The following is a 24,984-nucleotide window of genomic DNA, read 5'->3' on the forward strand; positions in this document are numbered from 1 at the left end:
GATGGTAACTGTCATTGGTTTGTGTTTTTGCATCGTGGTTTTTGATGTCGCCAAAGCACAGGATGCAACACAAAAGCTTCAAACACTGGAAGAGAAAGCAGCTGAAAGTAAAAAAGAAGCTCAAAAGCTTTCAGCACAGGCAAAAAAGCTCAATGCCGAGGTAACCGATCTTCGACAACAGCTAATTGCATCAGCCAAAAAAGTACAAAACTACGAAAGTGATCTGACAGATATTGAAGAGACATTGATCTCGCTGGAAGAAGACGCCGAACATAAAAAAATTCGCCTCACAAAGAATCGCGAAAAGCTTGGACATACTTTATCTGCGTTACAACGCATTGCTTTGTTGCCGCCGGAAGCTTTAGTCGCAGCCCCGGGATCACCAGTAGATACCGTACGCAGTGCCATGCTCCTGAAAGTGGCTGTTCCTGAAATAGAGACCCGGGTGGAAAGCCTTCGCGACGATTTAGACGAACTGGCTGAATTAAAAAGCCGAATCGAAGATGAACGCGCCGCACTCCTTGCCTCGCAAAAGTATATCAAACGCGAACGCAAAGATTTGAATGCCCTACTCGACAAAAAGCAAACTCTGCAGTCGAAGGCACAGGCATCACAAAAATCAGTTACCGCCAGAGTAAAAAAGCTCGCTCAGCAAGCACGCAGTATGAAAGATCTTGTGAAAAAGCTGGAAGCAGAGCGAAAACGTCTGGCTTTGGCTGCACAAAAACCCAAGCCAAAGCCTCAAAAAATTCCAGATCAAACGCCTCAAACCTCAACAACGGAAACGGCGCCACCACCTTCACAACAAACTGCAAAGCTAACTGTTGCGCCTGACCCAGCTCAAATCCGGGAGTTCCCCACTCGTCGAAAACGTGTCCTGCTATATCCCGCTCGCGGAAGAGTGATTAGCAAGTACGGGCAAAAAAGAGGAACAAATGAGTCCTATGATAAAGGTTTGGTCATAGCAACACGTCCTTCAGCACAGGTTATTGCCCCATTTGATGGTCGAATTGCCTATGCAGGAGAATTCCGTGGCTATGGACGCATCTTAATCATTGAACATTCTGGTCGATATCATACACTATTGGCAGGCGTTGAAAGAATTGATGTAATTGAAGGACAATGGGTTTTAGCAGGCGAGCCAGTCGCACGTATGAGTGACAAGAAACTGGAACATGCTGAAATTTACTTTGAGTTACGTCAAGGCGGACAGCCCATCAATCCATCCCCGTGGATACTAACAAACAAAACGATTTCAAATCTCGATAAGGTGAACGGTTAATGCTCAGTTTCAAAAAAGTGCTCTTAACAACAGCTTTTGCTATTGCACTGCCCTCCGGTCTTGTGGCGGACTCGGCTGTTGATCCTCGGCGTGATACCTATCGACAGCTTGAATTGTTTGGCGATGTTTTCGAACGCATCAAGGCCAATTATGTCGAAGAAGTTTCTGATGAAGAGCTAATCGAATCAGCTATTCATGGCATGTTAACCCGCCTTGATCCCCATTCAAGCTATCTAACACCGGACTCTTTCAAAGATATGCGGGTACAGACACGGGGCGAATTTGGTGGACTTGGTATCGAAGTAACAATGGAAAACGGCTTTGTAAAAGTTGTCTCACCCATTGATGATACGCCTGCTGCACGGGCGGGTATTGAAGCTGGTGATTACATCACACATCTTGACGGTGAAGCTGTTTTGGGCCTGACCCTTCAAGAAGCCGTTGAAAAAATGCGTGGCAAAGTTGGCAGTGAACTGAAAATTACCATCAGCCGTGAAGGCGTTGATTCTTTTGACGTAACGTTAGAACGCGATGTCATCAAAGTCCGTTCAGTCCGTCACCGCATAGAAGACAACATCGGTTATGTCCGGGTCTCTTCCTTCAACGAACAAACGACGCCAGGTCTGGAAAAATCCATAAAAGCAATCCAGGATGAGCTTGGCGACAAGATGATCGGTCTTGTATTGGACTTACGATTAAATCCTGGCGGTTTGTTAACAGAAGCAATCTCTGTATCTGACGCTTTCCTCGAACAGGGTGAAATTGTATCTACCCGCGGACGGGATAACAGCAATGCGCAACGTTTTAACGCTAGATCCGGTGATTTGATCAACGGTAAACCGCTAGTAGTTCTAATTAACGGAGGCTCCGCGTCTGCTTCTGAAATCGTCGCAGGTGCCCTGCAGGATCATCGACGCGCAATCATCATGGGAACGCAGTCGTTCGGTAAAGGATCCGTGCAAACCATTATGCCATTGCTTGGCAATGGTGCGATGCGTCTGACCACAAGCCGTTACTATACTCCTTCTGGTCGTTCTATTCAGGCCGAAGGGATTGCACCGGATATCATCGTTGAACAGGCCAAAATCGAAACGCTCGATAACAAAGGGCAACGACGCGAAGCCGATCTACGAGGTGCACTGGAAAACAAGGGTGGCACCAACGGAGATAACGGTGAAGATGGTGACGGCAAAGCAGATGAAGCTGCCAAGCCGCAAGATTATCAACTTGATCGCGCTCTGGACCTTATTCAGGGAATTGCTCTCTACAGCACAAGCAGTGGGGCAAGTAACTAAAGACTTCTGGGCAGATAACATCAGTTGGACCAACTGTGAACTGGAAAAAAATCTTACTTATAACTTGCTGGGCTGCATTGATTTCCGTAATTGGTGCAGCCGTCGGCTATACAGTTCTGGGCCCACATGTGCCTTTGCCGTATCAGTATGTAGAAGAACATGATCCTCCTAACAATGATGAAAATCATTCCGGTGAAGAAGCATCTTCTGCTGATGACGATATCGCTCATGAAGAAAATATAGATCCCGATTTAACACAGCCTGAAACGTCTCCGGATGCAGAAGAAACATCTGATGCAACAGAAGCTCCCGCGACAACAACACAAGAAGAGCCCTCTTCCTCGCATGAGGCGGAAAATACAGCTGAACACGACAATAACGAAGCTGTGGGTGAGCCTCTCGAAAAGGAAGTTACTTCGCCAGAAGAAACAGAAGATCACAGCTCCAGTACTGAAACCGATCAAAACAGTGCTACTTCTGAAGAATCATCCTCTATAAAGTCTTCTGAGGAAGACGAGCAAAGTTATAATCAGAAAACTGAGACGGTAGCTCCGGAAGAGAAAAAAGAAGGCACTGAAGACAAAACATCCGCGCCTACACAGAACACGACTTCGTCTGAAGCGCCCGAAGTAGCTGCTATAGATCCGTCGCCCTTCCCAAAGAATCCTCCGGTTTTCAGTACCGAACCAAGTTGGAAACTTTATGGACAAAAAGTTCCTGCCGCCGACGGACGTCCCAGAATTGCAATTGTTTTAACGGGATTAGGTTTATCACGTGCAGCAACTGAAGCAGCAATACGCCAGCTCCCCAGTGAAATAACACTGTCCTTTACACCTTACGCTAAAAACCTTGAAAGCTGGATTGCGTTGGCCCGCTCTATAAATCACGAAGTCATGCTTGATTTACCAATGGAACCCTTGACCTATCCATCCGATGATCCTGGCCCCCAAGCACTACTGACTGGGCGCCAGCCCGAAGGTAATCTTAATAATCTCGCCTGGATTGCAAACAGGGGCTCCGGTTATGTAGGTATGAGTGCCTATATGGGCAGTCGCTTTGTAACCTCGGAACGGCAAATGCGCCCTGTCATGGAGTACTTCAAGGATCACGGTCTTCTCTTCCTTGATAGCGGAGACAATGACGCCAGTCTTGTGCCTTCAATCGGTAAAAGTCTCGGCACACCGGTTGTCGTGAACCAACGGGCAATTGACGAAGCACAATTGAGTAGACAGGCAATTGATGCTCGTTTAGCGCAAATTGAACGCATCGCCACAAAGAATGGCTACGCCATTGCAACGGGACGCCCCTTTCCTGTGACACTTGAACGAGTTGCTAAATGGGTTAGCACTATTGAAGAAAAAGGCTACCAATTAGTACCTATTACCGCTGTAATAGATGAAAGCTCACTGACACCAACACAAGAACCATCGAGCCCAACTAATAGCACCGCTGTTGAATCCAACTAGAAAAAGAATATCCAAACTATGTCTGACGCCCCTTTAACAGATCGCCAGATCGAAGCCTTACCCTATCGACCATGCGTTGGCATCATGCTTCTTAATCAGGATAACAACGTCTTTGTCGCACAACGTATCGATAACCCTGGTGAAGCATGGCAAATGCCACAGGGCGGGATCGACGAGGGTGAAAATCCAATGACTGCGGCCCTCAGAGAGCTGGAAGAAGAAACAGGCACTGCTAAAGCCAGCTTGATCGCCGAAAGTCGAGACTGGTATGCCTATGATCTACCCAGAGAGCTTGTCCCAAAGATATGGAAAGGCCGTTATCGGGGGCAAAAGCAAAAGTGGTTTGTCTTCAGATTCGAAGGGCAGGACACTGATATCAATATAGAGACTGAAATACCGGAATTTTCTGACTGGAAGTGGGTCGTGATGAAATCCTTACCTGATCTCATTGTTCCCTTTAAAAAGAAGCTCTATCAACAGCTTGTTGAGGAATTTATACAGTACGGCTAATCATTTGAAATAGGCTTCACTCAGATCGACAACTTCTACGGATAACATCGCTGTTCCCGCGAGAGCTTGTGTCTTCCTTTCAAGCAACCTTGCCCCAAGCATCTCTTTTTGTTGTGGACTACGTCCTGGCAGCAGCTTCACAGTTGTATGCATATAAAGTTGTTTGTCAGATCCCGTCATAAAATGATCGCTAGCTATTGCCCTTACCTTGATCGTTGCTCGATCAAACAGGCCTGTATCGACCATTCCCTCGAACAAACTTTCAATCAAACTGGAAATATCAATCTGATTTTGCAGAGGTGTTGCATATTCAACAATACAGTGTGGCATGAGATTTAGATCCATAGAGCATCAAATTACCTTCAAGGTAACAAGGGATCAGGGTAACAAACAAGCGATAACAGAGACATATCATTCATCAACTCTCATTTTCCCACTTCATTGGTCGATATTTTACACCCTCTTTCTCGCACCATTCATCAAGAGCGACAAAGCCATGGGAACAATAAAAATCGTATCCTTGCGAAGATGCATTTACGTATAACTCATCCGGAGACAGTGTCATGACAACACGCCTGAAAAGTTGTGTTGCCAGATGGCGTTTCTGCGCATAATCAGCAATAAAGAGAAGAAGAATTTGTTTATCATTGATCTCTAGATAACCGGATATCCGATCATCCTCTTCCTGTACCAGAAGTGCTTTTGATCCCGTCACCAGCCTCTTTAAAATTTGATCAAACGATACATAATCCTCAAAATCATTCCATCCCTTCTCATCAAAGTCTGATGCAATGCTTCTTTTGGCTTCTGCGATCACCATTTCGGATACATCTTCAATATCATCTATGCCGCAAGGCCTGATTATTCTGCCATCATTCAGCAGAACGATTTCCATAAAAGACATAAAGCTCCCCTACTGATCAACTGACCTTCGCAATACGTCAGCCGACAAAACACACTGTTAACCAACAGTATTCTCTAAAAGAATGAAAAAACTGTATCTTAGCTTCCCTCAAAAACACTATGAACAGATAAAAGCGTTATGAACATGATTTCTGCCAAATATCACTGACTAACGTTGTCGCTATGCAGTAGGGCTGCTATTGTCCCGAAAAATCAGAGAAAGCTTATAAAACTCAAAGCGTCTGAGATCTAATTTACAAACGAAAGATCAAAACATGGCCTTAGATAATGATCTTCTTGGTCGCGCAGAATCCAAGTGCGAACTATGTAGTACATCAAGCGATTTAGATGCTTATAACATCCCCCCGGATTCAGATGGCACATTGGATCAGAGAATTTTACTCTGCGGAACCTGCCGTACGCAGATTGCACAAGAAAACGACCTGGATGTTAATCATTGGCGCTGCCTCAACGACAGTATGTGGAGCCAGGTTCCGGCCGTTCAAGTTATGGCATGGCGCATGCTAAACCGCCTAAATAGTGAGAGTTGGGCCCAAGATCTTTTGGATATGCTCTATCTCGATGACGAAATATTATCTTGGGCTCAATCAGGTATTTCTTCCCCCTTAGAAGAAGAAAGCGCCGTAAAACACCTTGATGCAAACGGTGCTGTTCTTGAAGCAGGCGACACAGTCACCCTGATCAAAGATCTGAACGTAAAAGGTGGCGGTTTTACAGCAAAAAGAGGCACAGCCGTGCGGGGAATATCCTTGGTCCCGGACACACCCGAACACATAGAAGGTCGCGTCAACGGACAGCAAATAGTCATTCTGACCAAATACGTTAAAAAGTCATAGGTCCCGAATATCACTGAATATAAAAAGAGAGCCGCAAAATCCTATTCTGCGGCTCTCACTATGTACAGATAAATGGGCTCAAGTATTAACGGCCTCAGGCCTGACTAGCCTTTTTCTTACGTCGTTTTCGCGACAGCATATTGAGCAGTTCCACAAAGGCAGAAAAAGCCATCGCCGCATAGATATATCCCTTAGGTACATGTACTCCGAAACCATCCGCGATCAGGGTCATCCCGATCATCAAAAGAAAGCCTAGTGCCAACATTACGATCGTTGGGTTTGCTTCTATAAAACGAGACAAAGGTCCCGCAGCCAGCAACATGGCAATAACCGCAGTAACAACGGCGATGACCATAATCGAGATATGGTCCGTCATCCCAACTGCTGTGATAATGCTGTCGATGGAAAAGACAAGGTCAAGAACCAGTATCTGACCGATCACCGTCGCAAAACTGCTCACGACAACATTTTTTGCATCTGCATCGTCATCCCCGGGGTCGACACTATGATGGATTTCCTTCGTCGCCTTCCAGACAAGAAACAAACCACCAGTGATGAGGATGATATCTCGCCATGAGAAGCTATGGTCAAGCAGGGTGATAACCGGCTCGACGAGCTGAACAATAATTGCAACGGTCCCCAGTAAAGCAAGTCGGAAAATGAGGGCAAGACTGAGGCCAATGACACGTGCCTTAGGTCTTTGAGCTTCAGGAAGTTTGTTGGTCAGAATAGATACGAAGATAAGATTATCAATCCCCAGAACAACTTCCATGACAATCAAAGTAAAAAGAGCCATCCAGGCAGATGGTTCACTTAGCAAAGTTACAAGATTTTCCATGAACTCATTTTTAGAAGTTAAAGGCTAAAATAATTCCGAACAATCATTAGCCATATTGTCTTGAGGATCAACGATAAGATTTAAAGCGATTTAGATACAAAAAAGCCCGGGCTAGAAAGCACCGGGCTTTTTTAATTCATAAACTGTCTAATCAGCCAATAGCTGTAAGCATGGCCTCAGACAATCCGATCTGTTTTCTTGCGGCGTCACGAGCATCATCATCTTTTGCATCGGAAAGGTCTTCCTTAGCATCCTGAAGCTGTTGCTGGACTGCTGCTTTGTCAATCTCGCCTACAGGCTGCGCAATTTCAGCGAGAACGGTACAGCGTTCCGTGGTTACCTCGGCAAAGCCACCGGCGACAAAAATACGCTCACTAATCTCTTTACCAGAGTAGATCGCGATTACGCCGGGGCGAACCGTGGAAATCATCGGTGCGTGACGCGGCAGCACACCAAAGTCACCATCTTCACCTGGGACGACAACCATGTCGACACTCTGGGAAAGGAGTAGTTTCTCTGGAGAAACGAGTTCGAATTCGACCTGTTCTTTGGCCATCATTCTCTTCCTGCTACCTGTCTAACGACAATTAAAATCAGAAACCTTAAGCGGCTTCAGCGGCCATTTTCTCAGCTTTGGCAAGCACTTCATCAATGGTACCAACCATGTAGAAAGCTGCTTCTGGAAGGTGATCATAATCACCAGCAAGAATGCCTTTAAAGCCACGAATAGTTTCGTCCAATGGAACCTGAACACCAGGAGAACCAGTGAAGACCTCAGCCACGTCAAATGGCTGTGACAAGAAACGCTGGATCTTACGAGCACGCGCAACAGTCATTTTATCGTCTTCAGAAAGTTCATCCATACCCAAAATCGCAATAATATCCTGCAGATCTTTGTAAGACTGTAGAACACGCTGGATATTACGGGCAGTTTCATAGTGCTCTTCACCGATGACTGAAGGCTCAAGAATACGGCTTGTTGAATCCAATGGATCCACAGCCGGATAAATTCCAAGCTCAGCAATCTGACGAGACAGAACGGTTGTCGCATCCAAGTGAGAGAAGGTTGTCGCAGGCGCAGGGTCAGTCAAGTCATCCGCAGGAACGTAAACGGCCTGGACAGATGTAATAGAACCCTTTTTCGTAGATGTAATACGCTCCTGCATGGCACCCATATCAGTACCAAGAGTTGGCTGATAACCAACCGCAGAAGGAATACGACCTAGAAGCGCGGACACCTCGGAACCAGCCTGTGTAAAGCGGAAGATGTTATCCACGAAGAACAGAACGTCCTGACCTTCTTCATCACGGAAATATTCCGCCTGAGTAAGACCAGTCAACGCAACACGAGCACGCGCCCCTGGAGGTTCGTTCATCTGACCGTAAACAAGCGCACATTTACTGTCGCCTTCCAGCTTGATAACGCCAGATTCGATCATTTCGTGATAAAGGTCATTACCTTCACGTGTACGCTCTCCAACACCGGCAAACACAGAGTAACCACCGTGTGTTTTCGCAATGTTGTTGATCAATTCCATGATGGTAACTGTCTTACCAACACCCGCACCACCGAAGAGACCGATTTTACCACCTTTAGCATATGGGCAAAGAAGGTCGATCACTTTAATACCTGTTACCAGGATTTCAGCGTCAGTCGCCTGCTCATCAAAACTAGGAGCAGTACGGTGAATTGGGAAGGTACGCTTGTTACCGATGTCGCCACGCTCGTCGATTGGTTCCCCAACAACGTTCATGATACGACCAAGTGTTTCTGGACCAACAGGAACGTTAATAGAGTCCCCGGTGTTTGAAACTTCCTGACCGCGAGTCAAACCTTCTGTCGCATCCATAGCAATGGCGCGAACAGTGTTTTCACCCAGATGTTGAGCTACTTCGAGAACAAGGCGTTTGCCATCATTCTGTGTTTCTAGTGCATTCAAAATGTCAGGTAGTTCACCTGAGAATTGAATATCAACCACGGGTCCAAGAACCTGTGTGATCTTACCGATACTTTTATCAGCCATTTAGTGTCACTCCTAAGCCAATGCGCTTGCCAAAGTTCTCTATGATCAGAGAGCTTCCTTGGCGGAGATAATTTCAATCAATTCGTTTGTAATGATCGCCTGTCTTGTTCTGTTGTACTGAATAGACAGTTTATCAATCATTTCACCGGCATTACGTGTCGCATTATCCATCGCGGACATACGCGCCCCGTGTTCGCTGGCGTTATTTTCGAGCATTGCTTTGAAAATCTGAACAGCAATGTTGCGTGGCAACAGATCGCTCAAAATTTTCTCATCAGATGGCTCGTAATCATATACACCACCGTCCGCGAGGGTTGATGCGTCAGCATCGCCTTCAGCTTCAAACGGGATCAACTGCTGAGCCGTTGGAATTTGTGCGATTGCAGATTGGAACTTCGCATAGAAGATCGTGCAAACGTCAAACTCACCAGCTTTAAACATAGACAACACACGGTCTGCAACCGTTGCCGCTTTGTCAAAACCAAGGCTTGGTTTAGCGATGTCTTCGATTGTATCTACAATGTTGTTCCCAAAATCACGACGCAACTGATCGCGTGATTTCCGGCCAACACAATAGATCTTAATCGTTTTTCCAGCACTAAGTAGCTCTTTCGCTTTATTACGGGCTTCTCTAACAATGTTAGAGTTAAAGCCGCCACAAAGGCCGCGATCAGCCGCAGCTACTATCAGCAGATGAACGTCATCTTTACCTGTACCAGCTAGAAGTGGCGATGCTCCGGGCTGTTTGCCGGCCGATGCAGCAAGAGAGCCTAGCATCCGCTCCATACGCTCTGCGTATGGACGGGATGCTTCAGCTTGTTCTTGTGCACGACGTAGCTTAGCCGCAGCAACCATTTTCATGGCTGATGTGATCTTCTGCGTTGACTTAACGCTGGCGATCCTAAGTTTAAGGTCGTTCAAGTTTGGCATGTCGTTACTCGTTTCCCGCAGCCATTAAACTCTGGTTACAAAAGCCCTTATACAAAGGTCTTTGCGAAATTATCCAAGAAAGATTTCAGTTTGCCTTCACTTTCGGCAGACAGAGCTTTCTCTGTACGAATAACTTCCAGAATATCCTGGCCATTGCCACGAACTTCAGACAGAAGTTTTTCTTCAAAACGACCAACGTCTTTAACGTCAATCGCATCAAGATAACCCTTCACGCCTGAGAAGATAACAACAACCTGCTCTTCAACAGTCAACGGTTTGTACTGTGGCTGTTTTAGAAGTTCTACAAGACGAGAACCACGAGCCAACAGACGCTGAGTTGCCGCATCCAGATCAGATGCGAACTGAGCAAATGCTTCCATTTCACGGTACTGGGCAAGTTCCAATTTAATGGTACCAGCAACCTGTTTCATGGCTTTAATCTGTGCAGAAGAACCAACACGGGAAACCGACAGACCAACGTTAACAGCCGGACGGATACCTTTGTTGAAGAGGTTTGTTTCCAAGAAAATCTGACCATCAGTAATCGAGATCACGTTGGTCGGAATAAAAGCAGAAACATCACCACCCTGAGTTTCGATCACTGGCAAAGCAGTCAAAGAACCTGCACCGTGATCATCGTTCAGCTTACAAGAGCGCTCGAGAAGACGGGAGTGGAGATAGAAAACGTCACCAGGGTATGCTTCACGTCCAGGAGGACGACGAAGTAGAAGTGACATCTGACGATAAGCAACAGCCTGCTTGGAAAGATCGTCATAAACGATCACAGCATGCATTGCGTTATCACGGAAGTACTCACCCATAGCAGCGCCAGTATATGGAGCCAGGAACTGAAGAGGAGCCGGATCAGAAGCAGTCGCAGCAACAACGATGGAATATTCCATAGCGCCGTTGTCTTCGAGTGTCTTAACCAGTTTCGCAACAGTGGAACGCTTCTGACCAACCGCAACGTAGATACAGAACAGCTTTTCGCTTTCGCTAGAAGCAGCATCGTTGGTTGCTTTTTGGTTTAGAATTGTATCCAAAGCAATCGCAGTCTTACCAGTCTGACGGTCACCAATGACAAGCTCACGCTGGCCACGACCGATTGGAATAAGACTATCAATTGACTTAAGACCAGTCTGCATTGGTTCGTGAACAGACTTACGTGGGATAATGCCAGGGGCCTTAACTTCCACACGAGTACGTTCTACGTCTTTAAGAGGGCCTTTACCATCAATCGGATTACCAAGACCATCAACAACGCGACCTAGCAGGCCTTTGCCTGTTGGTACGTCAACGATAGAACCGGTACGTTTGACCGTATCACCTTCTTTAACACCACGGTCATCACCAAAAAGAACGACACCTACGTTGTCGACTTCAAGGTTAAGGGCCATACCCCGAATACCGTTAGCAAATTCCACCATCTCGCCAGCCTGAACATTGTCCAGACCATAAACACGAGCCACACCATCACCCACAGAAAGAACTTGGCCTACTTCCGCCACATCGGCGTCAGAACCAAAATTTTCAATCTGATTTTTGAGAATGGTAGAGATTTCAGCGGCGCGGATATCCATTACCCAACCCCTTTCATCACCAGTTCAAGTCTCTGAAGTTTTGTACGCAAGGAGCTATCAACCATGCGGCTACCAACCTGCACGATCATGCCCCCGATTAGAGATTCATCGACGGTTACGTCAACTTCGACAGATCCACCAGCGGAAGCTTTTAACGCATCTGCGATTGCTTTTTGCTGGGTCTTTGTCAATTCATGTGCTGCTGTTACTTTTGCCCGAACCTCACCGCGGCGACGTGCCAATTCTGCCAAATAGGCATCAGCCATGTCAGCCAGAACAGCAAGACGACGATTTTCAGCAACAACAAGAGCAAAGTTGTGCGTCACTTCGTTAACGCCTGCTTTGTCAAGAATCGCGGAAATCGCTTTTACCTGCTGATCGCGAGTGTAAAGCGGAGAGCTGAGCAAATCCTGAAGTTCGGAACTGTCTGAAACGAGTTGTTTCAGACCTGTCAAATCTTCAGCCACTGCATCAAGTGCAGATTTTTCCTCGGCAATTTCCAGTAGCGCTAATGCATAGCGCCCTGCCAAGCCATTCAAGCTAGTGTTTTCGCCTGCCAAGCTGGTTGCCCCCAAGATAAGCCAGAAATTGACCCTGCCTGCACAGGTCGCATTTCAGTGAAGCCGAAATTCAATCGATAAGAAAAGTACATTGTACTAATCATCAGGCGCGGGTTTGGTATCACAGACATAACAGGGTTTCAAGCGAGTCAGACGAAAGATTCGGCCTTTTATGACAGACTTTTTCGCAACTGCGGCGAAATGAGTCCCCTGTAACCCCAGTGAAGTCGCTGTTTATCCTTGGAAATACACCTATTTGGCACTCTGTTTTTTTATCGCAGTTTTCCAAAAAAAACTTTTACTTCCAAATCTCCGCCACTTTACGAGATTAATTACGACATTCAGCAGACGTGATCAGGAACGACTTCAAACAAATAAAACCGCATATATAGAGATGCATACGACTGTTAATAGGCTCAATTCTTGAGGCTAAAGAAAAGAGTAGGGATCAACGTCAACGACAACTTTGATTCGCGACGGTGCCTTAAGTTGACCCAACCAGCTCCGTGCTATTCCTTGCGGAGCTATAGACTTTTTACTCATAATTAAAAAACGTCGTCTAAACTTTCCACGTAACAAGGCAAGTGGCGCAGGCGCAGGCCCCAAGATCTGCGTGCCGTCAATCTGGGGAATCGATCTGGCAAGGCTGGCACAGAAATTATCCAGCTCACCTTCATCAGGACCAGATACAATAACTGCGGCCAAACGACCAAAGGGCGGAAGATGCCCCCGCGCCCTGGTCTCAGCTTCAATCTCCAGGAATTTATCACGATCCCCTTCTTTAAGCGTCTGCATAACAGGATGCTTGGGATCTGATGTTTGCAACAATACGCGCCCCTTGTGCTCTGCACGCCCTGCACGCCCCGCCACCTGATGTAGTAGCTGGAAGGTCCGTTCTGCAGCCCTCAAGTCACCACCAAACAAACCAAGATCAGCATCAACCACGCCAACAAGCGTTAGATAAGGGAAGTGATATCCCTTTGCGACCACCTGTGTCCCCACAAGAAGATTAACTTCTCGATTCTGAATTCGATCAACCATCTCTTTGGTTGCCGCAGGTGACGTCATGGTATCACTGGCCATCAGGGCGACATTCGCTTCGGGGAAAAGCAACTTGACCTCTTCTACGATTCTCTCAACCCCCGGACCGCAAGGGACAAGAGAATCTTCTGCCTCACAAGAAGGACAGTTTTCAGGTAATGCCGCGGAAAAACCACAATGGTGACACTGTAAGCGTCGAAACCGTCGATGCTCAACCAACCACGCCGTACAATGCGGGCACTGCAATCGATGACCACACGTCCGGCAAAGTGTAAGCGGCGCATAGCCCCTGCGATTCAAAAAGAGCATAGCCTGTTCGCCAGCTTCAAGGGTTTGGCGAATAGCACCACGGAGTGCTTGCGATAACCAACCCGGACCAGACTGCAATCGCTCTGGCTTATCAAAACGCAGATCGATTAACTCGACATCCGGCATCCCAGCGCCACCGTGACGTCCAGGCAGAATCAATCGCTCGTACCGCCCATTCTGTACATTAACCATCGTTTCCAGAGCCGGGGTCGCAGACGCCAGAACAATCGGGCAGTCACATCCCTTTGCCCTTACAACAGCCATATCTCTTGCGTGATAATAAACACCGTCTTCCTGCTTAAAGGACCCCTCGTGCTCCTCATCGACAATAATAAGACCAAGATCACGATACGGCAGCATCAAAGCAGAGCGTGCCCCTACGACCACGGGGGCCTTACCTGCGGCAACTGCACGCCAGGTTTTTCGCCGCAAAGCAGGTGTTAGATCCGAATGCCATTCCGCAGGCGCAACTCCGAATCGTTTTTTGAATCTATCGAGCCACTGACTTGAAAGTGCAATTTCGGGCAACAGCACCAAAGCCTGCCGCCCTTCTTTCATAGCCGCTTCCACAGCCTCAAAATAAACTTCGGTTTTACCCGACCCGGTAACACCATCCAGAACAACTGTTGAGAAAGTTCGATCCTGAACCCTGATCGCCAAATCATCTGCGGCCACTTTTTGGTCAGGAGATAATTCCGGTCCTTTGACATCCAGTTCCGGGCTCGGGAAAAAGAAGTCGGGCGCCTCAAAGTAGCCCTCAATCAACCCTAGCTTCTCCAGCCCCTTAACCACAGAACTGGAAACACCGGCTTCCCTCGCAAGGTCAGCTAATGTCCAGCCACCACTATCTGTGACGACATCTATCACCTTTTGCCGGGCACTTGTCAGGCGAAGTTTACCCGCATCAGCTTCCCCGTTCTCGCCAGCAACAACCAAACAATAAAGCTTTTGCCCCACCAGATTTTCCAGCGCCTGAGGAACTGACAAAGCCATTTTGAGAACGGAACCTTGCGGCGAAAGTGTATAATTGGCGACCCATTCAACAAATTTCCGCAACTCCTCGCGCAGCGGCGGAACCTCAGAGACACCAACAATTCCCTTTAATTTCTTAAGGGGAACATTCTCATCTGCGGCCCCATCCCAGACAACCCCTGGCAAGATACGACGCCCGACCGGCACCATCACTATCTGCCCCGGTTCCAGTTCTATTTGCGTTCCATCGGGACCATAGGGCAAGAGATAATCATAAGGCTTTTCGATCGGAAGGATAACCTGTACCCGGCAGCGAAGAGGTTGCCTATTCATCTCTTCAAACAAAGCTTGTCCTTCACCACCATCCAGCACGAATCGCTATCCCCTACTTTAAATTAATTGCGCCTTAGCCTTTGCCCATAGACGCTTCAATGACAAGGAAGAAAAGTCATAAATGCCTTCTATCATATAACCGACATGTCCAAGTCATTGATATAAGACTCTATCGTTCACTTTCCCTTCGTACATTCATGATTTATATATACAGGATCTCTGGACCTCGGGCAGTAACACGCTATCTTACGGACAGAACGCTACATATTATTACAGGATTGATTGATGGAATTCTTTATCGACACTGCGGATATTGACGAAATTCGCGAATTAGCTGCAACCGGCCTTGTTGACGGTGTAACCACAAACCCGTCCCTAATCGCCAAAAGTGGCCGTCAATTTATTGAGGTCATCAAAGAAATTGCCGATGTTGTCCCTGGCCCCGTAAGTGCAGAAGTCACATCTCTTGAATATGACGGAATGATCTCGGAAGGTCGCAAGCTTGCTGCCATCGCAGACAACATTGTTATCAAACTGCCACTCACGCCGGACGGGCTGAAAGCTTGTAAAACATTCTCAGACGAAGGCATTGATACCAATGTAACGCTTTGCTTCTCTTCTGCTCAGGCTCTATTAGCAGCAAAAGCTGGCGCAACATACATTTCGCCTTTCATTGGCCGCCTCGATGACCTTGCTCAAGATGGCCTAATGCTGATTTCGGATATTGTTGAAATCTACAGCGCCTACCCGGATATCAGCACGAAAGTTCTGGTTGCTTCTACCCGTAGTCCTCTTCATGTGGTTGAAGCTGCAAAGATGGGTGCAGATACTGCAACAATTCCGCCGTCTGTATTACGCGCAATGTTCAAGCATCCATTAACAGACAAAGGCCTCGAAGCCTTTATGGCTGACTGGGAAAAAACCGGTCAATCCATTCTCTAGCAAGTGATGTAGGACAAGATTATGAGCAGCCCTTCTCAGGATGTAGAGACAGATCAAGTCAAAGAACCTCTCATCACTGCGCGTCACGTCGAAAAATACCTTCGACAACACGCGGACTTTCTGGTGCAACATCCTCAAGTGATAGACAGCCTTGAGATACCGGGAAAAACAGAAGGGCGTGGTCTTGCCGACCTCCAACAGCACATGATCGAAAAGTTGCGCAATCAACTCTCTCAAGTAACGAGAGAACGCGACGTTGTCATATCGAGAAGTCATCACAACAAACTGACTCAAGACAGAACACATAGGGCTGTGACGGCCCTGATTTCCGCAAAGAACTTCGAACATCTTATCGATATTATCAGCACAGAACTTCCCATCATCATGGGGATGGATGCAATTTCCATTGGTGTCGAACAACCTGGTGAAGCAGATGTTGCTGCTCCCGTAGAAGGTATTTCCTGCCTCCTCCCCGGTATGGTGGATGGATTGATTGGCAGCGGTCAACCTGCAGTTCTTCGTAGCCATATACAAGGCGATGTCTGTCTTTACGGCACCATGGCTCCTCTTATTCAATCTGACGCCTTGATCAGGCTCCACATATCCTCGACGACCCCGCCTGCAATGCTGGCATTCGGGTCACAAAGAGATGATCAATTTGAACCGGGACAAGGCACGGAACTTATTCGCTTCATCGGCTCTGTTGTTGAAAACACCATCAGGACCTGGCTAAAACTACCAGAATAACAAGCGCACAAAGGGAAGAACGATAAAAAAATCACCCGAAATAGATCTTACTGTTCTTCCCTGGGACGATGATGTCCAAACCGCTTTTCAAGGCTGGCTTAGCTGGCACCGCAATGAAAAAAGATCTTCGGATAAAACCATAGAAGCCTATGCACAAGATATCAGGTCCTTCCTAAAGTTTCTTGCCGAGCACATGGGGCACACCATCACCCTAAAATCCATGGATCAGCTCCACATCCGCGACTTCAGGTCTTGGCTTGCCGTTCGTAGCGGGCAAAATCTAAATAAAACCTCAACGGCCCGGGCTCTTTCAGCAGTGCGTGGCCTGTTCAAATGGATGAACAGAGAGCAGCTGATCAATAATCACGCGCTTGATATTCTGCGCACACCAAAGAAAGCACATGCCGTCCCCAAAGCACTCACGAAAGAAGAAGCCCAACAGGTGATGGATCAAAGTTCGGAATTGCAGGATGACACCTGGGTTGGCCTCAGGGACCAAGCCGTCCTTCTTCTTCTCTACGGTTGCGGTCTGCGTATTTCAGAAGCATTGGATTTGAATCAGGACGACGCTCCGCAGAAAGGACAAGACTTTCTTCGCGTTATGGGCAAAAGAAACAAAGAACGCCTGGTACCGATTTTACCCGTTGTTGCCGAGGCTATATCAATCTATCAAGCCTCTTGCCCCTTCGTGAAAGCTCCAGACTCTCCCCTTTTCTTTGGCGTTAAGGGAAAACGCCTTTCACCAAGAATTATCCAGCTCCAAACACAAAAGCTTCGCGGCTTGCTTGGCTTACCAGAAACCGCAACACCTCACGCCCTTCGCCATAGCTTTGCCACCCACCTGCTTTCCAATGGCGGCGACCTCAGAGCAATTCAGGAACTATTAGGCCACAATTCTCTCTCGACAACACAGCGATATACTGATGTTGATGCAGACGAGTTGCTAAAGGTATACGACAAAGCCCATCCCAGCGCGAAGAAGTAAATCACTACCCCACACAAGCTTGGAGGATTTACCCTATCTTCCTTTAATCATCCTCCACTTGCATCGCGGCTGTCTCTGGTGTTGAGGTTCGCGCGGGCGGTGTCGAAACGTAAGACACCTTCTCTTCCGCGGCAACAGGCGCACGGCGTGTGATACGCCAAATCGTATAGAGCACAATAAGCACATGCGCCCCCAGAGATGTCATGAATAGCCCCGAGGTTCCAATGTGTGCCATCCCAACCCCGGATAACAAAGGCCCAATGATAGATCCTAGTCCAAAAACAAGAAGCAGCCCGCCACTAACTTGGATAAAGCTACCTTCAGAAGCATGATCGTTCGCATGGGCGACAATCACCGGATACATACTGAAAATCGACGCGCCAAAAAAACCGATAAGGATCATATTAAAGAGCTGAGTTTCCGGGGCAATCAGGATAAAGGACAAATCCACGGCTATTGCTGTGAGTGCGATCGCGAGGAGAACCTTTCGTCGGTCCATTGTATCTGAAAAATGACCGACAGGCACCTGCACCAAAGCACCCGTGAGGATCGGAATACTGGTAAACAGGGCAACACTTGTCAGGACCAAACCAATACGATCGGCATAAACTGCTGCCAAGGTTCCGAAAGAGGCATTGGAAATACCAACCATGAAAACAGCAAAAACGGCAACAGGCGAGTTTTTCCACAACCCCTTTATATCCAAACTGACTTTGGCCAAGGGATTGGGCGACGCACTGGATGAAACTGCTGTAGGAACAAGGGCAAGGCAATAGAACATCGCACCCAGAACAAAAAACAAGAAACCGGCACTATCCCCAAGCGGCAATACCATCTGACCCGTTGTTGTAGCGGCAAGCGTCACCATTGTATAGATACCGAAAATTCGCCCCCGCGAGCTGGCATCAGCTCTTTCACCAAGCCAGCTTTCGACAATCATCGCTGCTCCGGCAAAACAAAATCCAGAGACAGCACGCATTGGTATCCACGCAAAAGGAGACACAACCAACAAAGAGCTCAAGATTGCAAAGGCCGCAAAAGCAGCCATGACACTAAACGCGCGGATATGACCGACCTTGGAAACGAACCTTGGCATAACGACGCAAGCGCTTACATAGCCCACAGCCCAACCGGTTCCAAGCAACCCTAATGAGAATGCAGAGAACCCCTCCATATTCCCCCGAACAGGTAAAATCAGCGCATTAATGCCACCCGCAAAGAAGAGAAAAGCAGCCCCCAGTAAAAGCGCACTGATGGGAAATAATTGGCGGATCATGTTCGTACGTTCCCTGCTGCCTAATGCCAAAATTTTTACAGTACTGACGAGGACTTAAATCAAATGAGACATTAAGCTATCACATCAACACAAGTAACACGATAACCTTACATTCTATCTATACAATCTTCCCTTGAGACCCCTTGAGACAAGGGCTTTGGGCGTCCAAACTTATGGATGATCAATGGCCCCAAAAGAACTCCTATCCCCATTGTTGAAAAGGCTGCCGCCCACGCCAAAGTATTCTCAGACCCGCCGAATAGATCCAACACAGCCCCGAAAATAATCGGAGATAAAGATCCCGCCGCAAAGCCGGCAAGTGACTGCAAAGCCATTGTTGCCCCCTTCCTCTTGGGATCAGAATTAGCAACAACACCAGATGTTAGTGATGACGAGTCTGCCGTTGCCGATATGCCATAGATCGTAAAAGCAACGATAACCACAACAAAGGGCAAGCTCGCCGAGAAACCAATGACAAAACCTATAAGGGCTGATGTGCCCATCACTATTGTTAATAACTTTCGGCGCCCAAAACGAACCGAGAACTCATTCCCAATAACACTTGCCGGAAGCCCCAGAAGGAAAACCCAGGACGCGATTTGCGTCGGGCTCCAATCAAAACTTCCCACAGGCTGTAATGAGAGAGAAAAAACCAGAAAAGCCACCAGCCATGCACGAAGGGCAAACAGTTCCCACAAATGCGCTGCATAGGCGAGGATATATCCAAGCGCTGGCCGGTTGGCGATAACAGGTTTGAAGTTAACAACATCACGAAAAGGAATATGCTGTTCGGGCTTCAAACCTTTGGCAACAAACAACAGAACGACCAACCACGCAAAGAAGCTACCGATACCCGCGACGATGAAAGACCATTGCCACCCCAAAAGTTGCCAGACCTCACCCGCAACAAAAACCGAGACACCAGTTCCGATTGCAAAGTGCGCGGTATAGTAGGCAACTGCTCTGCTCTGCTCTTTTTTCCCATGAATAAGGTCAGTCAGTAATTTAAGACCAACCATGTAGGTACCGGCTAAGCTAATCCCGGCGAAAAGCCGAAAGAACATTGCCCCCCAAAAGCCACCAGCAAGGAATGCAAAACCAAGAGCAGCTAAACCACCCAGTGCCATGGAATACAAGTAGATCCTGCGTGCATCTTCACGGTCGGTAAAGGCAACAAGCAAAGGCACTGCCGCCGCATAGCCCCCATAATAAATACCGCTAATCCAACCAATCTCGGTATTATTGAGTTGCCATTTCTGCTGGAAAAGAGTGATTAAAGCCGAGAAGGTTGCGTTATCCAACATCCCCAACACTTGAGAAAGACACATCACCGCAATCAATACCGTCGCTTTTTTAGCTGTGCTTCCGTCAAGCATCTATCCCGCCCCGTCAATTTTCCGCCTGATGATAAGCCGCGATGCCCCCGCGTTGTCCAGACCTAATTCTGCTTACACATAGCAAAACACATAAAACAATCTGGAATCAAAAAGAGGCAGCATAAAGCTGCCTCTTTACCGTATAGAACGAAAAACTTTCCGTCACATAATATGACCTACATATGAATTGCGCGCTTATCTACTGCCAATGCAGCTTCTTTAACTGCTTCACTCAGGCCTGGATGAGAGTGACAAGTTCTAGCGATATCTTCTGCTGAACCGCCAAACTCCATCACAGCAACAGCTTCTGACAACAATTCGCCCGCTGCCGGACCAATAATATGTACGCCGAGAACTTTATCCGTTGTTGCATCAGATAGAATTTTCACCTGACCGTCTGATTCACCCATAGCACGTGCACGACTGTTGGCACTGAAAGGGAATTTACCAGCATTGTAAGCAACACCAGCTTCTTTCAGAGCTTCTTCGCTTTTACCAACAGTGGCGATTTCAGGGTGCGTATAGACAACACCCGGCACCAGTTCATAATTCACATGGCCTTTTTGGCCCGCAAGGGTTTCCACACAGGCAACGCCGTCTTCTTCGGCTTTGTGCGCCAGCATTGGGCCCGGAACACAATCGCCAATTGCGTAGATACCGTCTACAGATGTTTTAAAGTTACCATCCACCTGAATCACACCACGTTCCATGGTTACACCCAGCTCTTCAAGGCCAAGACCGGATGTATAGGCGCGACGTCCGATAGAAACCAGAACCGTATCAACTTCCAACTCTTCAACTTTACCTTTTTTAACAGATTCCATTGTCAGCTTAACTTTGCCGTCAACCTTATCTGCAGCAGTAACCTTCATACCAAGTTTGAATTTCAAGCCCTGCTTACCCAAAACACGTTTGGCAAGCTTGCCTGTTTCTTCGTCAATACCGGGAAGAATCTTATCAAGAAACTCAACAACAGTAACTTGCGCACCAAGGCGAGACCAGACTGATCCCAACTCCAACCCGATAACACCCGCTCCAATAACCACCATGTGCTCAGGAACTTTTTTCAGGGAAAGCGCACCTGTAGAAGTTACAATTTGCTCTTCATCCGTCTCAATGCCCGGTAGAGGCGTTGATTCAGAGCCCGTCGCAATCAAAATATCTTTGGTTTTGAGTGTCTGTTCACCGTCATCACCTTTGACAAGAACTTCGCCAGCCTTTGGGATGGATCCCCAGCCTTTGACATAATCGACTTTGTTTTTCTTAAGAAGGAATTCAACACCTTTGGTCAGGTCTTCTACGACCTTGTCCTTACGCCCCAGCATTGTTTCCAGATCCAGTTCAACAGATCCTTTAATCCCGTGCTCGGCAAAGTGTTTTTGCGCATCCACAAACTTCTCAGAAGAATTCAAAAGCGCTTTTGATGGCATGCACCCGACATTCAGGCAGGTTCCGCCCAATGCGCCTCGTCCTTCAACACAGGCCGTCTTAAGACCAAGTTGAGCAGCACGAATTGCAGCAACATATCCACCCGGGCCACCGCCAATAATGACCAGGTCGTAAAGAGCTTCACTCATTTTTCTAAGGATCCTTTCCGTATCCAGGTGCTTTTCTATACCGTCCGGTAAGATGCAGCCCTGTAAGATGTCTGCAAGACTATCGCATCAAGTCGGCTATAAGCTATTTGATTTCGTTTATCTGGATAGCATAGGAAGCCCGAACGATATAGCCTTGATGCAATTATTTCTCAGAAAACAGACTTTTAAAGAGCCTCCCCTTTAACAGGGATATAATTCAGGCCGTGTTCAAAGTTTCCTGAGTATAACAAAACAATAAGCAGGACTCCGCTACTAAACAGCGTTTTACCCCGGGCGAGAATAACAACATTCCTATAGAGATCAAATATTTCTTATAGGAAACTTTTAGAAAATTCTCCACTAAAAGGTAAAATAGCGATATAATAGCGAGAACTCAATAAGTTGGGACAGGCAATGCCGAGCAAAGAGACACCAAGAATCGTCGAACCAAAAGCAAATATTTCAGGCGCAGAACGTACTCTGGAACCTTTGAAGCTAGGAACCCGCCTTAGGGATGTTCGCAAGAACAAAAACTGGACACTCGAAGAAGCTTCCAAGCGAACAGGTTTGGCACGTTCGACCCTGTCAAAGATCGAAAATGACCAAATGTCCCCAACCTTTGAAGTGGTGCAAAAGTTGGTAACTGGCCTGGAAATCGACATTCCGCAACTCTTTACCAAAGGCGACCTTCAGACAAATGTTGGCCGCAGAACCGTTACAAAAAAGGGCGACGGGAAAGAGCACCCAACAGCAACCTATCAGCACGAACTTCTTTGCACAGAGATCATCAATAAACGCATGATTCCCTTCAAAAGCACCATCCGTGCCCGATCAATGGACGACTTTGGTGAGCTTGTCCGTCACAATGGCGAAGAATTTCTCTATGTTCTCGAAGGCGAATTGACTTTCTATTCCGAATTTTACGAGCCAGTTTCCCTTAACGAAGGCGATAGCCTTTACTATGATAGTGGCATGGGACACGCCTGTGTCTCCACCAGCCCCCAGGACGCTGTCATAATCTGGGTATCAACCCCACACGGATACTAGGCAATTGATATTATTAAATATTAAACCGTATCACTTGATACCTCACACTTTTTTTACTTAAGCTAACAAATCCTATGTTGCACAAATGTTTCCGATAGGATAAAACCTCCACAATTAAAAATCGACCATACGATTTATAGAACAGCTCCCAGCAGAGTAACTCTTATCAACGAATTGAGTGCGTGATCGTCCAGCAAACACAGCGTACCAAACAGTTTTGTTTGCCTTCTGAACAGGCGAACTAGGGGATAATTATGGAAGCACTTACAAATATTATCAATGAAATCAACGGGATTGTGTGGGGCGCCCCCATGCTTGCCCTTATTCTCGTAACGGGTCTTTTCCTTCAGATCGGGCTAACGTTCTTACCACTGCGTAAAATCAGCTACGGCTTTTCTTTACTTTGGAAGGGCAGAGAAAAAACTGGTGACGATGGCGAAATCAGCCCCTTTAACGCGCTAATGACATCGCTATCAGCCACAATCGGAACCGGAAACATTGCCGGTGTTGCCACTGCGATCTTCATCGGTGGTCCTGGCGCACTATTCTGGATGTGGTGTACTGCCCTCGTCGGTATGGCAACAAAGTATGCGGAAGCTGTACTGGCCGTTAAGTATCGTGAAAAAGATGACAATGGCGACCATGTTGGTGGCCCAATGTACTACATCAAAAACGGCCTTGGAAAAGGTTGGTATTGGTTGGCACCAACCTTTGCTGTTTTCGGTTCCATTGCCGGTTTTGGTATCGGCAACATGGTTCAGTCCAATTCTATTGCTGCAGCAATCAACACATCCTTTGGGCTTCCTTCCGAAGTAACAGGCGGTATTCTCTTTATTCTAACCGCAGCTGTTATCCTGGGTGGTATCAAACGCATTGGTTCTGTTGCCGGCAAACTGGTTCCAGCTATGGCGATCATCTACATTGCCTGTGGTTTGATTGTCCTTGTCATCAATGCAGCCGAAATTCCAGCAGCCTTCAGTCTTATTTTCACCCACGCCTTCACACCGATTGCTGGTGCAGGTGGTTTTGCTGGTGCAACTGTGTGGTTGGCTATTCGTTTTGGTGTTGCTCGTGGCGTCTTCTCTAACGAAGCCGGCCTTGGAAGCGCTCCAATTGCCCACGCCGCAGCAACAACCAACGATCCTGTCAGACAGGGCAGTATTGCGATGCTTGGCACCTTCATCGACACCATCATCGTTTGCTCTATCACTGGCCTTGCTATCATTACCAGTGGCGCATGGACAAGTGGCGAGAACGGCGCAAGTTTGACGTCTCTCGCTTTTGAAACTGCCCTACCTGGTGTTGGCAACTACATGATTGCTATAGTGCTCTCCATCTTTGCCTTCACCACCATTTTGGGTTGGAGCTTCTATGGTGAGAAATGCATTGGTTTCCTCTTTGGAACAAAGGCAATCTGGCCTTTCAGAATTGTTTGGTGTGTCGCTGTTTTTGTCGGTGCTTTCCTCAAGATCGATTTCGTGTGGCTGCTATCTGACACGCTAAATGCGATGATGGCATTACCAAATCTGGTTGCGCTTCTTCTCCTAAGCCCTGTGGTTTTCAAACTGACCAAAGAATACTTCCAAGACAAAGAAGTCGAGAAGAAAGAAGGTTAAGCATACACCTGATCCGGGCTGGATAATTTTTTCATTATCCGCCCTGATGACCTACACCAGCTCATTAATGAGCTTACAACTTAGCCTCTGGTACGAATGTATCAGAGGCTTTTTATTGGGCATACTTCGTCGATGTTCTAGGGAGCAATAACTAGCTCTCAGCCTCATCTTCGCTGATATCTTCTTCCTTGCCCGCAGGCAAATGAATGACAAAACCGGAACATTCCTTGTCCGCATAGGGCTTCACACGAGAAATCATTTCTTTCTTGAGCAGTTCAACCAGATGTTTTCCCACGGGACGGAAGAGCGTCTCACCTTGTCCCGGCACAGGTGGATCAAGACGAATTAATACAGATCGTACTTTCCGGCGGCGACGCTGACGTTCTATCATTTGTCGGATGGACTCCAACGCATGCCGTAAATCCAATCCGGTAAGGTCCAGCTCAAAATCGGCATACCCACTACCGTCGATAAGATTATCCAGGTTTAGTGTAACGTCATTCATACCAACCCCCATT

Annotated in this window: 23 protein-coding genes; 10 read left to right on the top strand and 13 right to left on the bottom strand. The window is 47.3% G+C overall.

Annotated elements, in window-relative coordinates:
- The first annotated feature begins 1 nt into the window (after nt 1).
- Genes BKB51_RS14885 through BKB51_RS14900 form a run of 4 tightly spaced genes read left to right on the top strand, consistent with a single transcriptional unit; the run spans nt 2 to nt 4,553 of the window.
- Complete coding sequence (locus BKB51_RS14885) at nt 2–1,282, top strand: murein hydrolase activator EnvC family protein (RefSeq protein ID WP_085901909.1); 1,281 nt, start codon at nt 2–4, stop codon at nt 1,280–1,282.
- Entirely contained in the window at nt 1,282–2,577 is a 1,296-nt protein-coding gene (locus tag BKB51_RS14890) for a S41 family peptidase (RefSeq protein ID WP_085901910.1), read from the top strand. The genes BKB51_RS14885 and BKB51_RS14890 overlap by 1 nt, the downstream gene beginning before the upstream one ends.
- 35 nt (nt 2,578–2,612) lie before the next feature.
- The gene (locus BKB51_RS14895) at nt 2,613–4,043 is read left to right on the top strand and encodes a divergent polysaccharide deacetylase family protein (protein WP_158090247.1); all 1,431 of its coding nucleotides are present in this window, start codon (nt 2,613–2,615) and stop codon (nt 4,041–4,043) included.
- A gap of 18 nt (nt 4,044–4,061) precedes the next feature.
- Nucleotides 4,062–4,553, top strand: a complete 492-nt coding sequence (locus tag BKB51_RS14900) for an RNA pyrophosphohydrolase (RefSeq protein WP_085901912.1) — start codon at nt 4,062–4,064, stop codon at nt 4,551–4,553.
- On the opposite strand, the gene BKB51_RS14905 is transcribed toward BKB51_RS14900, so the two are convergent.
- Both BKB51_RS14905 and BKB51_RS14910 read right to left on the bottom strand, forming a co-directional pair.
- On the bottom strand, nt 4,554–4,883 hold the full coding sequence (locus BKB51_RS14905; protein ID WP_125911851.1) for a 5-carboxymethyl-2-hydroxymuconate Delta-isomerase: 330 nt from the start codon (nt 4,881–4,883) through the stop codon (nt 4,554–4,556).
- A gap of 88 nt (nt 4,884–4,971) precedes the next feature.
- Entirely contained in the window at nt 4,972–5,457 is a 486-nt protein-coding gene (locus BKB51_RS14910; protein WP_085901914.1) for a GNAT family N-acetyltransferase, read from the bottom strand.
- A gap of 274 nt (nt 5,458–5,731) precedes the next feature.
- On the opposite strand from BKB51_RS14910, the gene BKB51_RS14915 reads away from it, so the two are divergent.
- Nucleotides 5,732–6,313, top strand: a complete 582-nt coding sequence (locus tag BKB51_RS14915; RefSeq protein WP_085901915.1) for a PhnA domain-containing protein — start codon at nt 5,732–5,734, stop codon at nt 6,311–6,313.
- A 94-nt stretch (nt 6,314–6,407) separates the two neighbouring features.
- Here the strand turns inward: BKB51_RS14915 and BKB51_RS14920 are convergent, their stop codons facing one another.
- The 7 genes from BKB51_RS14920 to BKB51_RS14950 form a co-directional block, all read right to left on the bottom strand.
- The gene (locus BKB51_RS14920; RefSeq protein ID WP_085901916.1) at nt 6,408–7,151 is read right to left on the bottom strand and encodes a TerC family protein; all 744 of its coding nucleotides are present in this window, start codon (nt 7,149–7,151) and stop codon (nt 6,408–6,410) included.
- A 151-nt stretch (nt 7,152–7,302) separates the two neighbouring features.
- Nucleotides 7,303–7,707, bottom strand: coding sequence for a F0F1 ATP synthase subunit epsilon (locus BKB51_RS14925; RefSeq protein ID WP_085901917.1), 405 nt, complete (start codon nt 7,705–7,707; stop codon nt 7,303–7,305).
- Nucleotides 7,708–7,753: 46 nt separating this feature from the next.
- Complete coding sequence (gene atpD / locus BKB51_RS14930) at nt 7,754–9,175, bottom strand: F0F1 ATP synthase subunit beta (protein ID WP_085901918.1); 1,422 nt, start codon at nt 9,173–9,175, stop codon at nt 7,754–7,756.
- 45 nt (nt 9,176–9,220) lie between these two features.
- Nucleotides 9,221–10,105, bottom strand: a complete 885-nt coding sequence (locus tag BKB51_RS14935; RefSeq protein ID WP_085901919.1) for a F0F1 ATP synthase subunit gamma — start codon at nt 10,103–10,105, stop codon at nt 9,221–9,223.
- A 47-nt stretch (nt 10,106–10,152) separates the two neighbouring features.
- On the bottom strand, nt 10,153–11,685 hold the full coding sequence (gene atpA, locus BKB51_RS14940; RefSeq protein WP_085901920.1) for a F0F1 ATP synthase subunit alpha: 1,533 nt from the start codon (nt 11,683–11,685) through the stop codon (nt 10,153–10,155).
- Complete coding sequence (locus tag BKB51_RS14945) at nt 11,685–12,245, bottom strand: F0F1 ATP synthase subunit delta (protein WP_085902079.1); 561 nt, start codon at nt 12,243–12,245, stop codon at nt 11,685–11,687. The genes atpA and BKB51_RS14945 overlap by 1 nt, the downstream gene beginning before the upstream one ends.
- A 429-nt stretch (nt 12,246–12,674) precedes the next feature.
- Nucleotides 12,675–14,900 (bottom strand): primosomal protein N', encoded by a 2,226-nt coding sequence (locus BKB51_RS14950; protein ID WP_085902080.1) that lies wholly within the window; start codon nt 14,898–14,900, stop codon nt 12,675–12,677.
- Between the two features lie 285 nt (nt 14,901–15,185).
- Between BKB51_RS14950 and fsa the strand changes: the two genes are divergently transcribed.
- From fsa to BKB51_RS14965, 3 genes are read left to right on the top strand one after another with little or no spacing between them, the layout of a single operon-like run.
- Nucleotides 15,186–15,842: a fructose-6-phosphate aldolase gene (gene fsa / locus BKB51_RS14955; RefSeq protein WP_085901921.1), complete on the top strand. Its 657-nt coding sequence runs from the start codon at nt 15,186–15,188 to the stop codon at nt 15,840–15,842.
- Nucleotides 15,843–15,863: 21 nt separating this feature from the next.
- On the top strand, nt 15,864–16,589 hold the full coding sequence (locus tag BKB51_RS14960) for a DUF484 family protein (protein ID WP_085901922.1): 726 nt from the start codon (nt 15,864–15,866) through the stop codon (nt 16,587–16,589).
- Between the two features lie 40 nt (nt 16,590–16,629).
- Nucleotides 16,630–17,574: a tyrosine recombinase XerC gene (locus tag BKB51_RS14965; RefSeq protein ID WP_218044056.1), complete on the top strand. Its 945-nt coding sequence runs from the start codon at nt 16,630–16,632 to the stop codon at nt 17,572–17,574.
- 43 nt (nt 17,575–17,617) lie between these two features.
- On the opposite strand, the gene BKB51_RS14970 is transcribed toward BKB51_RS14965, so the two are convergent.
- The 3 genes from BKB51_RS14970 to lpdA all read right to left on the bottom strand — a co-directional run bounded on the left by BKB51_RS14970 (nt 17,618) and on the right by lpdA (nt 21,803).
- The gene (locus BKB51_RS14970; RefSeq protein ID WP_085901924.1) at nt 17,618–18,850 is read right to left on the bottom strand and encodes an MFS transporter; all 1,233 of its coding nucleotides are present in this window, start codon (nt 18,848–18,850) and stop codon (nt 17,618–17,620) included.
- Nucleotides 18,851–18,957: 107 nt separating this feature from the next.
- Nucleotides 18,958–20,226: an MFS transporter gene (locus BKB51_RS14975; protein ID WP_085901925.1), complete on the bottom strand. Its 1,269-nt coding sequence runs from the start codon at nt 20,224–20,226 to the stop codon at nt 18,958–18,960.
- Between the two features lie 176 nt (nt 20,227–20,402).
- Nucleotides 20,403–21,803, bottom strand: coding sequence for a dihydrolipoyl dehydrogenase (lpdA, locus tag BKB51_RS14980; protein ID WP_085901926.1), 1,401 nt, complete (start codon nt 21,801–21,803; stop codon nt 20,403–20,405).
- 414 nt (nt 21,804–22,217) lie between these two features.
- Between lpdA and BKB51_RS14985 the strand changes: the two genes are divergently transcribed.
- Together BKB51_RS14985 and BKB51_RS14990 are read left to right on the top strand one after the other, a co-directional pair.
- Nucleotides 22,218–22,850, top strand: coding sequence for a helix-turn-helix domain-containing protein (locus tag BKB51_RS14985; RefSeq protein ID WP_085901927.1), 633 nt, complete (start codon nt 22,218–22,220; stop codon nt 22,848–22,850).
- 254 nt (nt 22,851–23,104) lie between these two features.
- The gene (locus tag BKB51_RS14990) at nt 23,105–24,466 is read left to right on the top strand and encodes an alanine/glycine:cation symporter family protein (protein ID WP_085901928.1); all 1,362 of its coding nucleotides are present in this window, start codon (nt 23,105–23,107) and stop codon (nt 24,464–24,466) included.
- A gap of 151 nt (nt 24,467–24,617) precedes the next feature.
- Here BKB51_RS14990 and BKB51_RS14995 read toward each other — a convergent pair whose 3' ends face one another.
- Complete coding sequence (locus tag BKB51_RS14995) at nt 24,618–24,971, bottom strand: hypothetical protein (protein ID WP_125911852.1); 354 nt, start codon at nt 24,969–24,971, stop codon at nt 24,618–24,620.
- Nucleotides 24,972–24,984: the final 13 nt, after the last annotated feature.

The sequence above is a fragment of the Kiloniella majae genome, from assembly GCF_002118315.1.
Classification (GTDB): Bacteria; Pseudomonadota; Alphaproteobacteria; order Kiloniellales; family Kiloniellaceae; genus Kiloniella; species Kiloniella majae.

What these genes read in the sequence shown, in the direction of transcription:
- BKB51_RS14885 (WP_085901909.1), top strand. Translation starts at nt 2, where the DNA reads ATGGTAACTGTCATTGGTTTGTGTTTTTGCATCGTGGTTTTTGATGTC.
- BKB51_RS14890 (WP_085901910.1), top strand. Translation starts at nt 1,282, where the DNA reads ATGCTCAGTTTCAAAAAAGTGCTCTTAACAACAGCTTTTGCTATTGCA.
- BKB51_RS14900 (WP_085901912.1), top strand. Translation starts at nt 4,062, where the DNA reads ATGTCTGACGCCCCTTTAACAGATCGCCAGATCGAAGCCTTACCCTAT.
- BKB51_RS14905 (WP_125911851.1), bottom strand. Translation starts at nt 4,883, where the DNA reads ATGCCACACTGTATTGTTGAATATGCAACACCTCTGCAAAATCAGATT.
- BKB51_RS14910 (WP_085901914.1), bottom strand. Translation starts at nt 5,457, where the DNA reads ATGTCTTTTATGGAAATCGTTCTGCTGAATGATGGCAGAATAATCAGG.
- BKB51_RS14915 (WP_085901915.1), top strand. Translation starts at nt 5,732, where the DNA reads ATGGCCTTAGATAATGATCTTCTTGGTCGCGCAGAATCCAAGTGCGAA.
- BKB51_RS14920 (WP_085901916.1), bottom strand. Translation starts at nt 7,151, where the DNA reads ATGGAAAATCTTGTAACTTTGCTAAGTGAACCATCTGCCTGGATGGCT.
- BKB51_RS14925 (WP_085901917.1), bottom strand. Translation starts at nt 7,707, where the DNA reads ATGGCCAAAGAACAGGTCGAATTCGAACTCGTTTCTCCAGAGAAACTA.
- atpD (WP_085901918.1), bottom strand. Translation starts at nt 9,175, where the DNA reads ATGGCTGATAAAAGTATCGGTAAGATCACACAGGTTCTTGGACCCGTG.
- BKB51_RS14935 (WP_085901919.1), bottom strand. Translation starts at nt 10,105, where the DNA reads ATGCCAAACTTGAACGACCTTAAACTTAGGATCGCCAGCGTTAAGTCA.
- atpA (WP_085901920.1), bottom strand. Translation starts at nt 11,685, where the DNA reads ATGGATATCCGCGCCGCTGAAATCTCTACCATTCTCAAAAATCAGATT.
- BKB51_RS14950 (WP_085902080.1), bottom strand. Translation starts at nt 14,900, where the DNA reads ATGAATAGGCAACCTCTTCGCTGCCGGGTACAGGTTATCCTTCCGATC.
- fsa (WP_085901921.1), top strand. Translation starts at nt 15,186, where the DNA reads ATGGAATTCTTTATCGACACTGCGGATATTGACGAAATTCGCGAATTA.
- BKB51_RS14960 (WP_085901922.1), top strand. Translation starts at nt 15,864, where the DNA reads ATGAGCAGCCCTTCTCAGGATGTAGAGACAGATCAAGTCAAAGAACCT.
- BKB51_RS14970 (WP_085901924.1), bottom strand. Translation starts at nt 18,850, where the DNA reads ATGATCCGCCAATTATTTCCCATCAGTGCGCTTTTACTGGGGGCTGCT.
- BKB51_RS14975 (WP_085901925.1), bottom strand. Translation starts at nt 20,226, where the DNA reads ATGCTTGACGGAAGCACAGCTAAAAAAGCGACGGTATTGATTGCGGTG.
- lpdA (WP_085901926.1), bottom strand. Translation starts at nt 21,803, where the DNA reads ATGAGTGAAGCTCTTTACGACCTGGTCATTATTGGCGGTGGCCCGGGT.
- BKB51_RS14985 (WP_085901927.1), top strand. Translation starts at nt 22,218, where the DNA reads ATGCCGAGCAAAGAGACACCAAGAATCGTCGAACCAAAAGCAAATATT.
- BKB51_RS14990 (WP_085901928.1), top strand. Translation starts at nt 23,105, where the DNA reads ATGGAAGCACTTACAAATATTATCAATGAAATCAACGGGATTGTGTGG.
- BKB51_RS14995 (WP_125911852.1), bottom strand. Translation starts at nt 24,971, where the DNA reads ATGAATGACGTTACACTAAACCTGGATAATCTTATCGACGGTAGTGGG.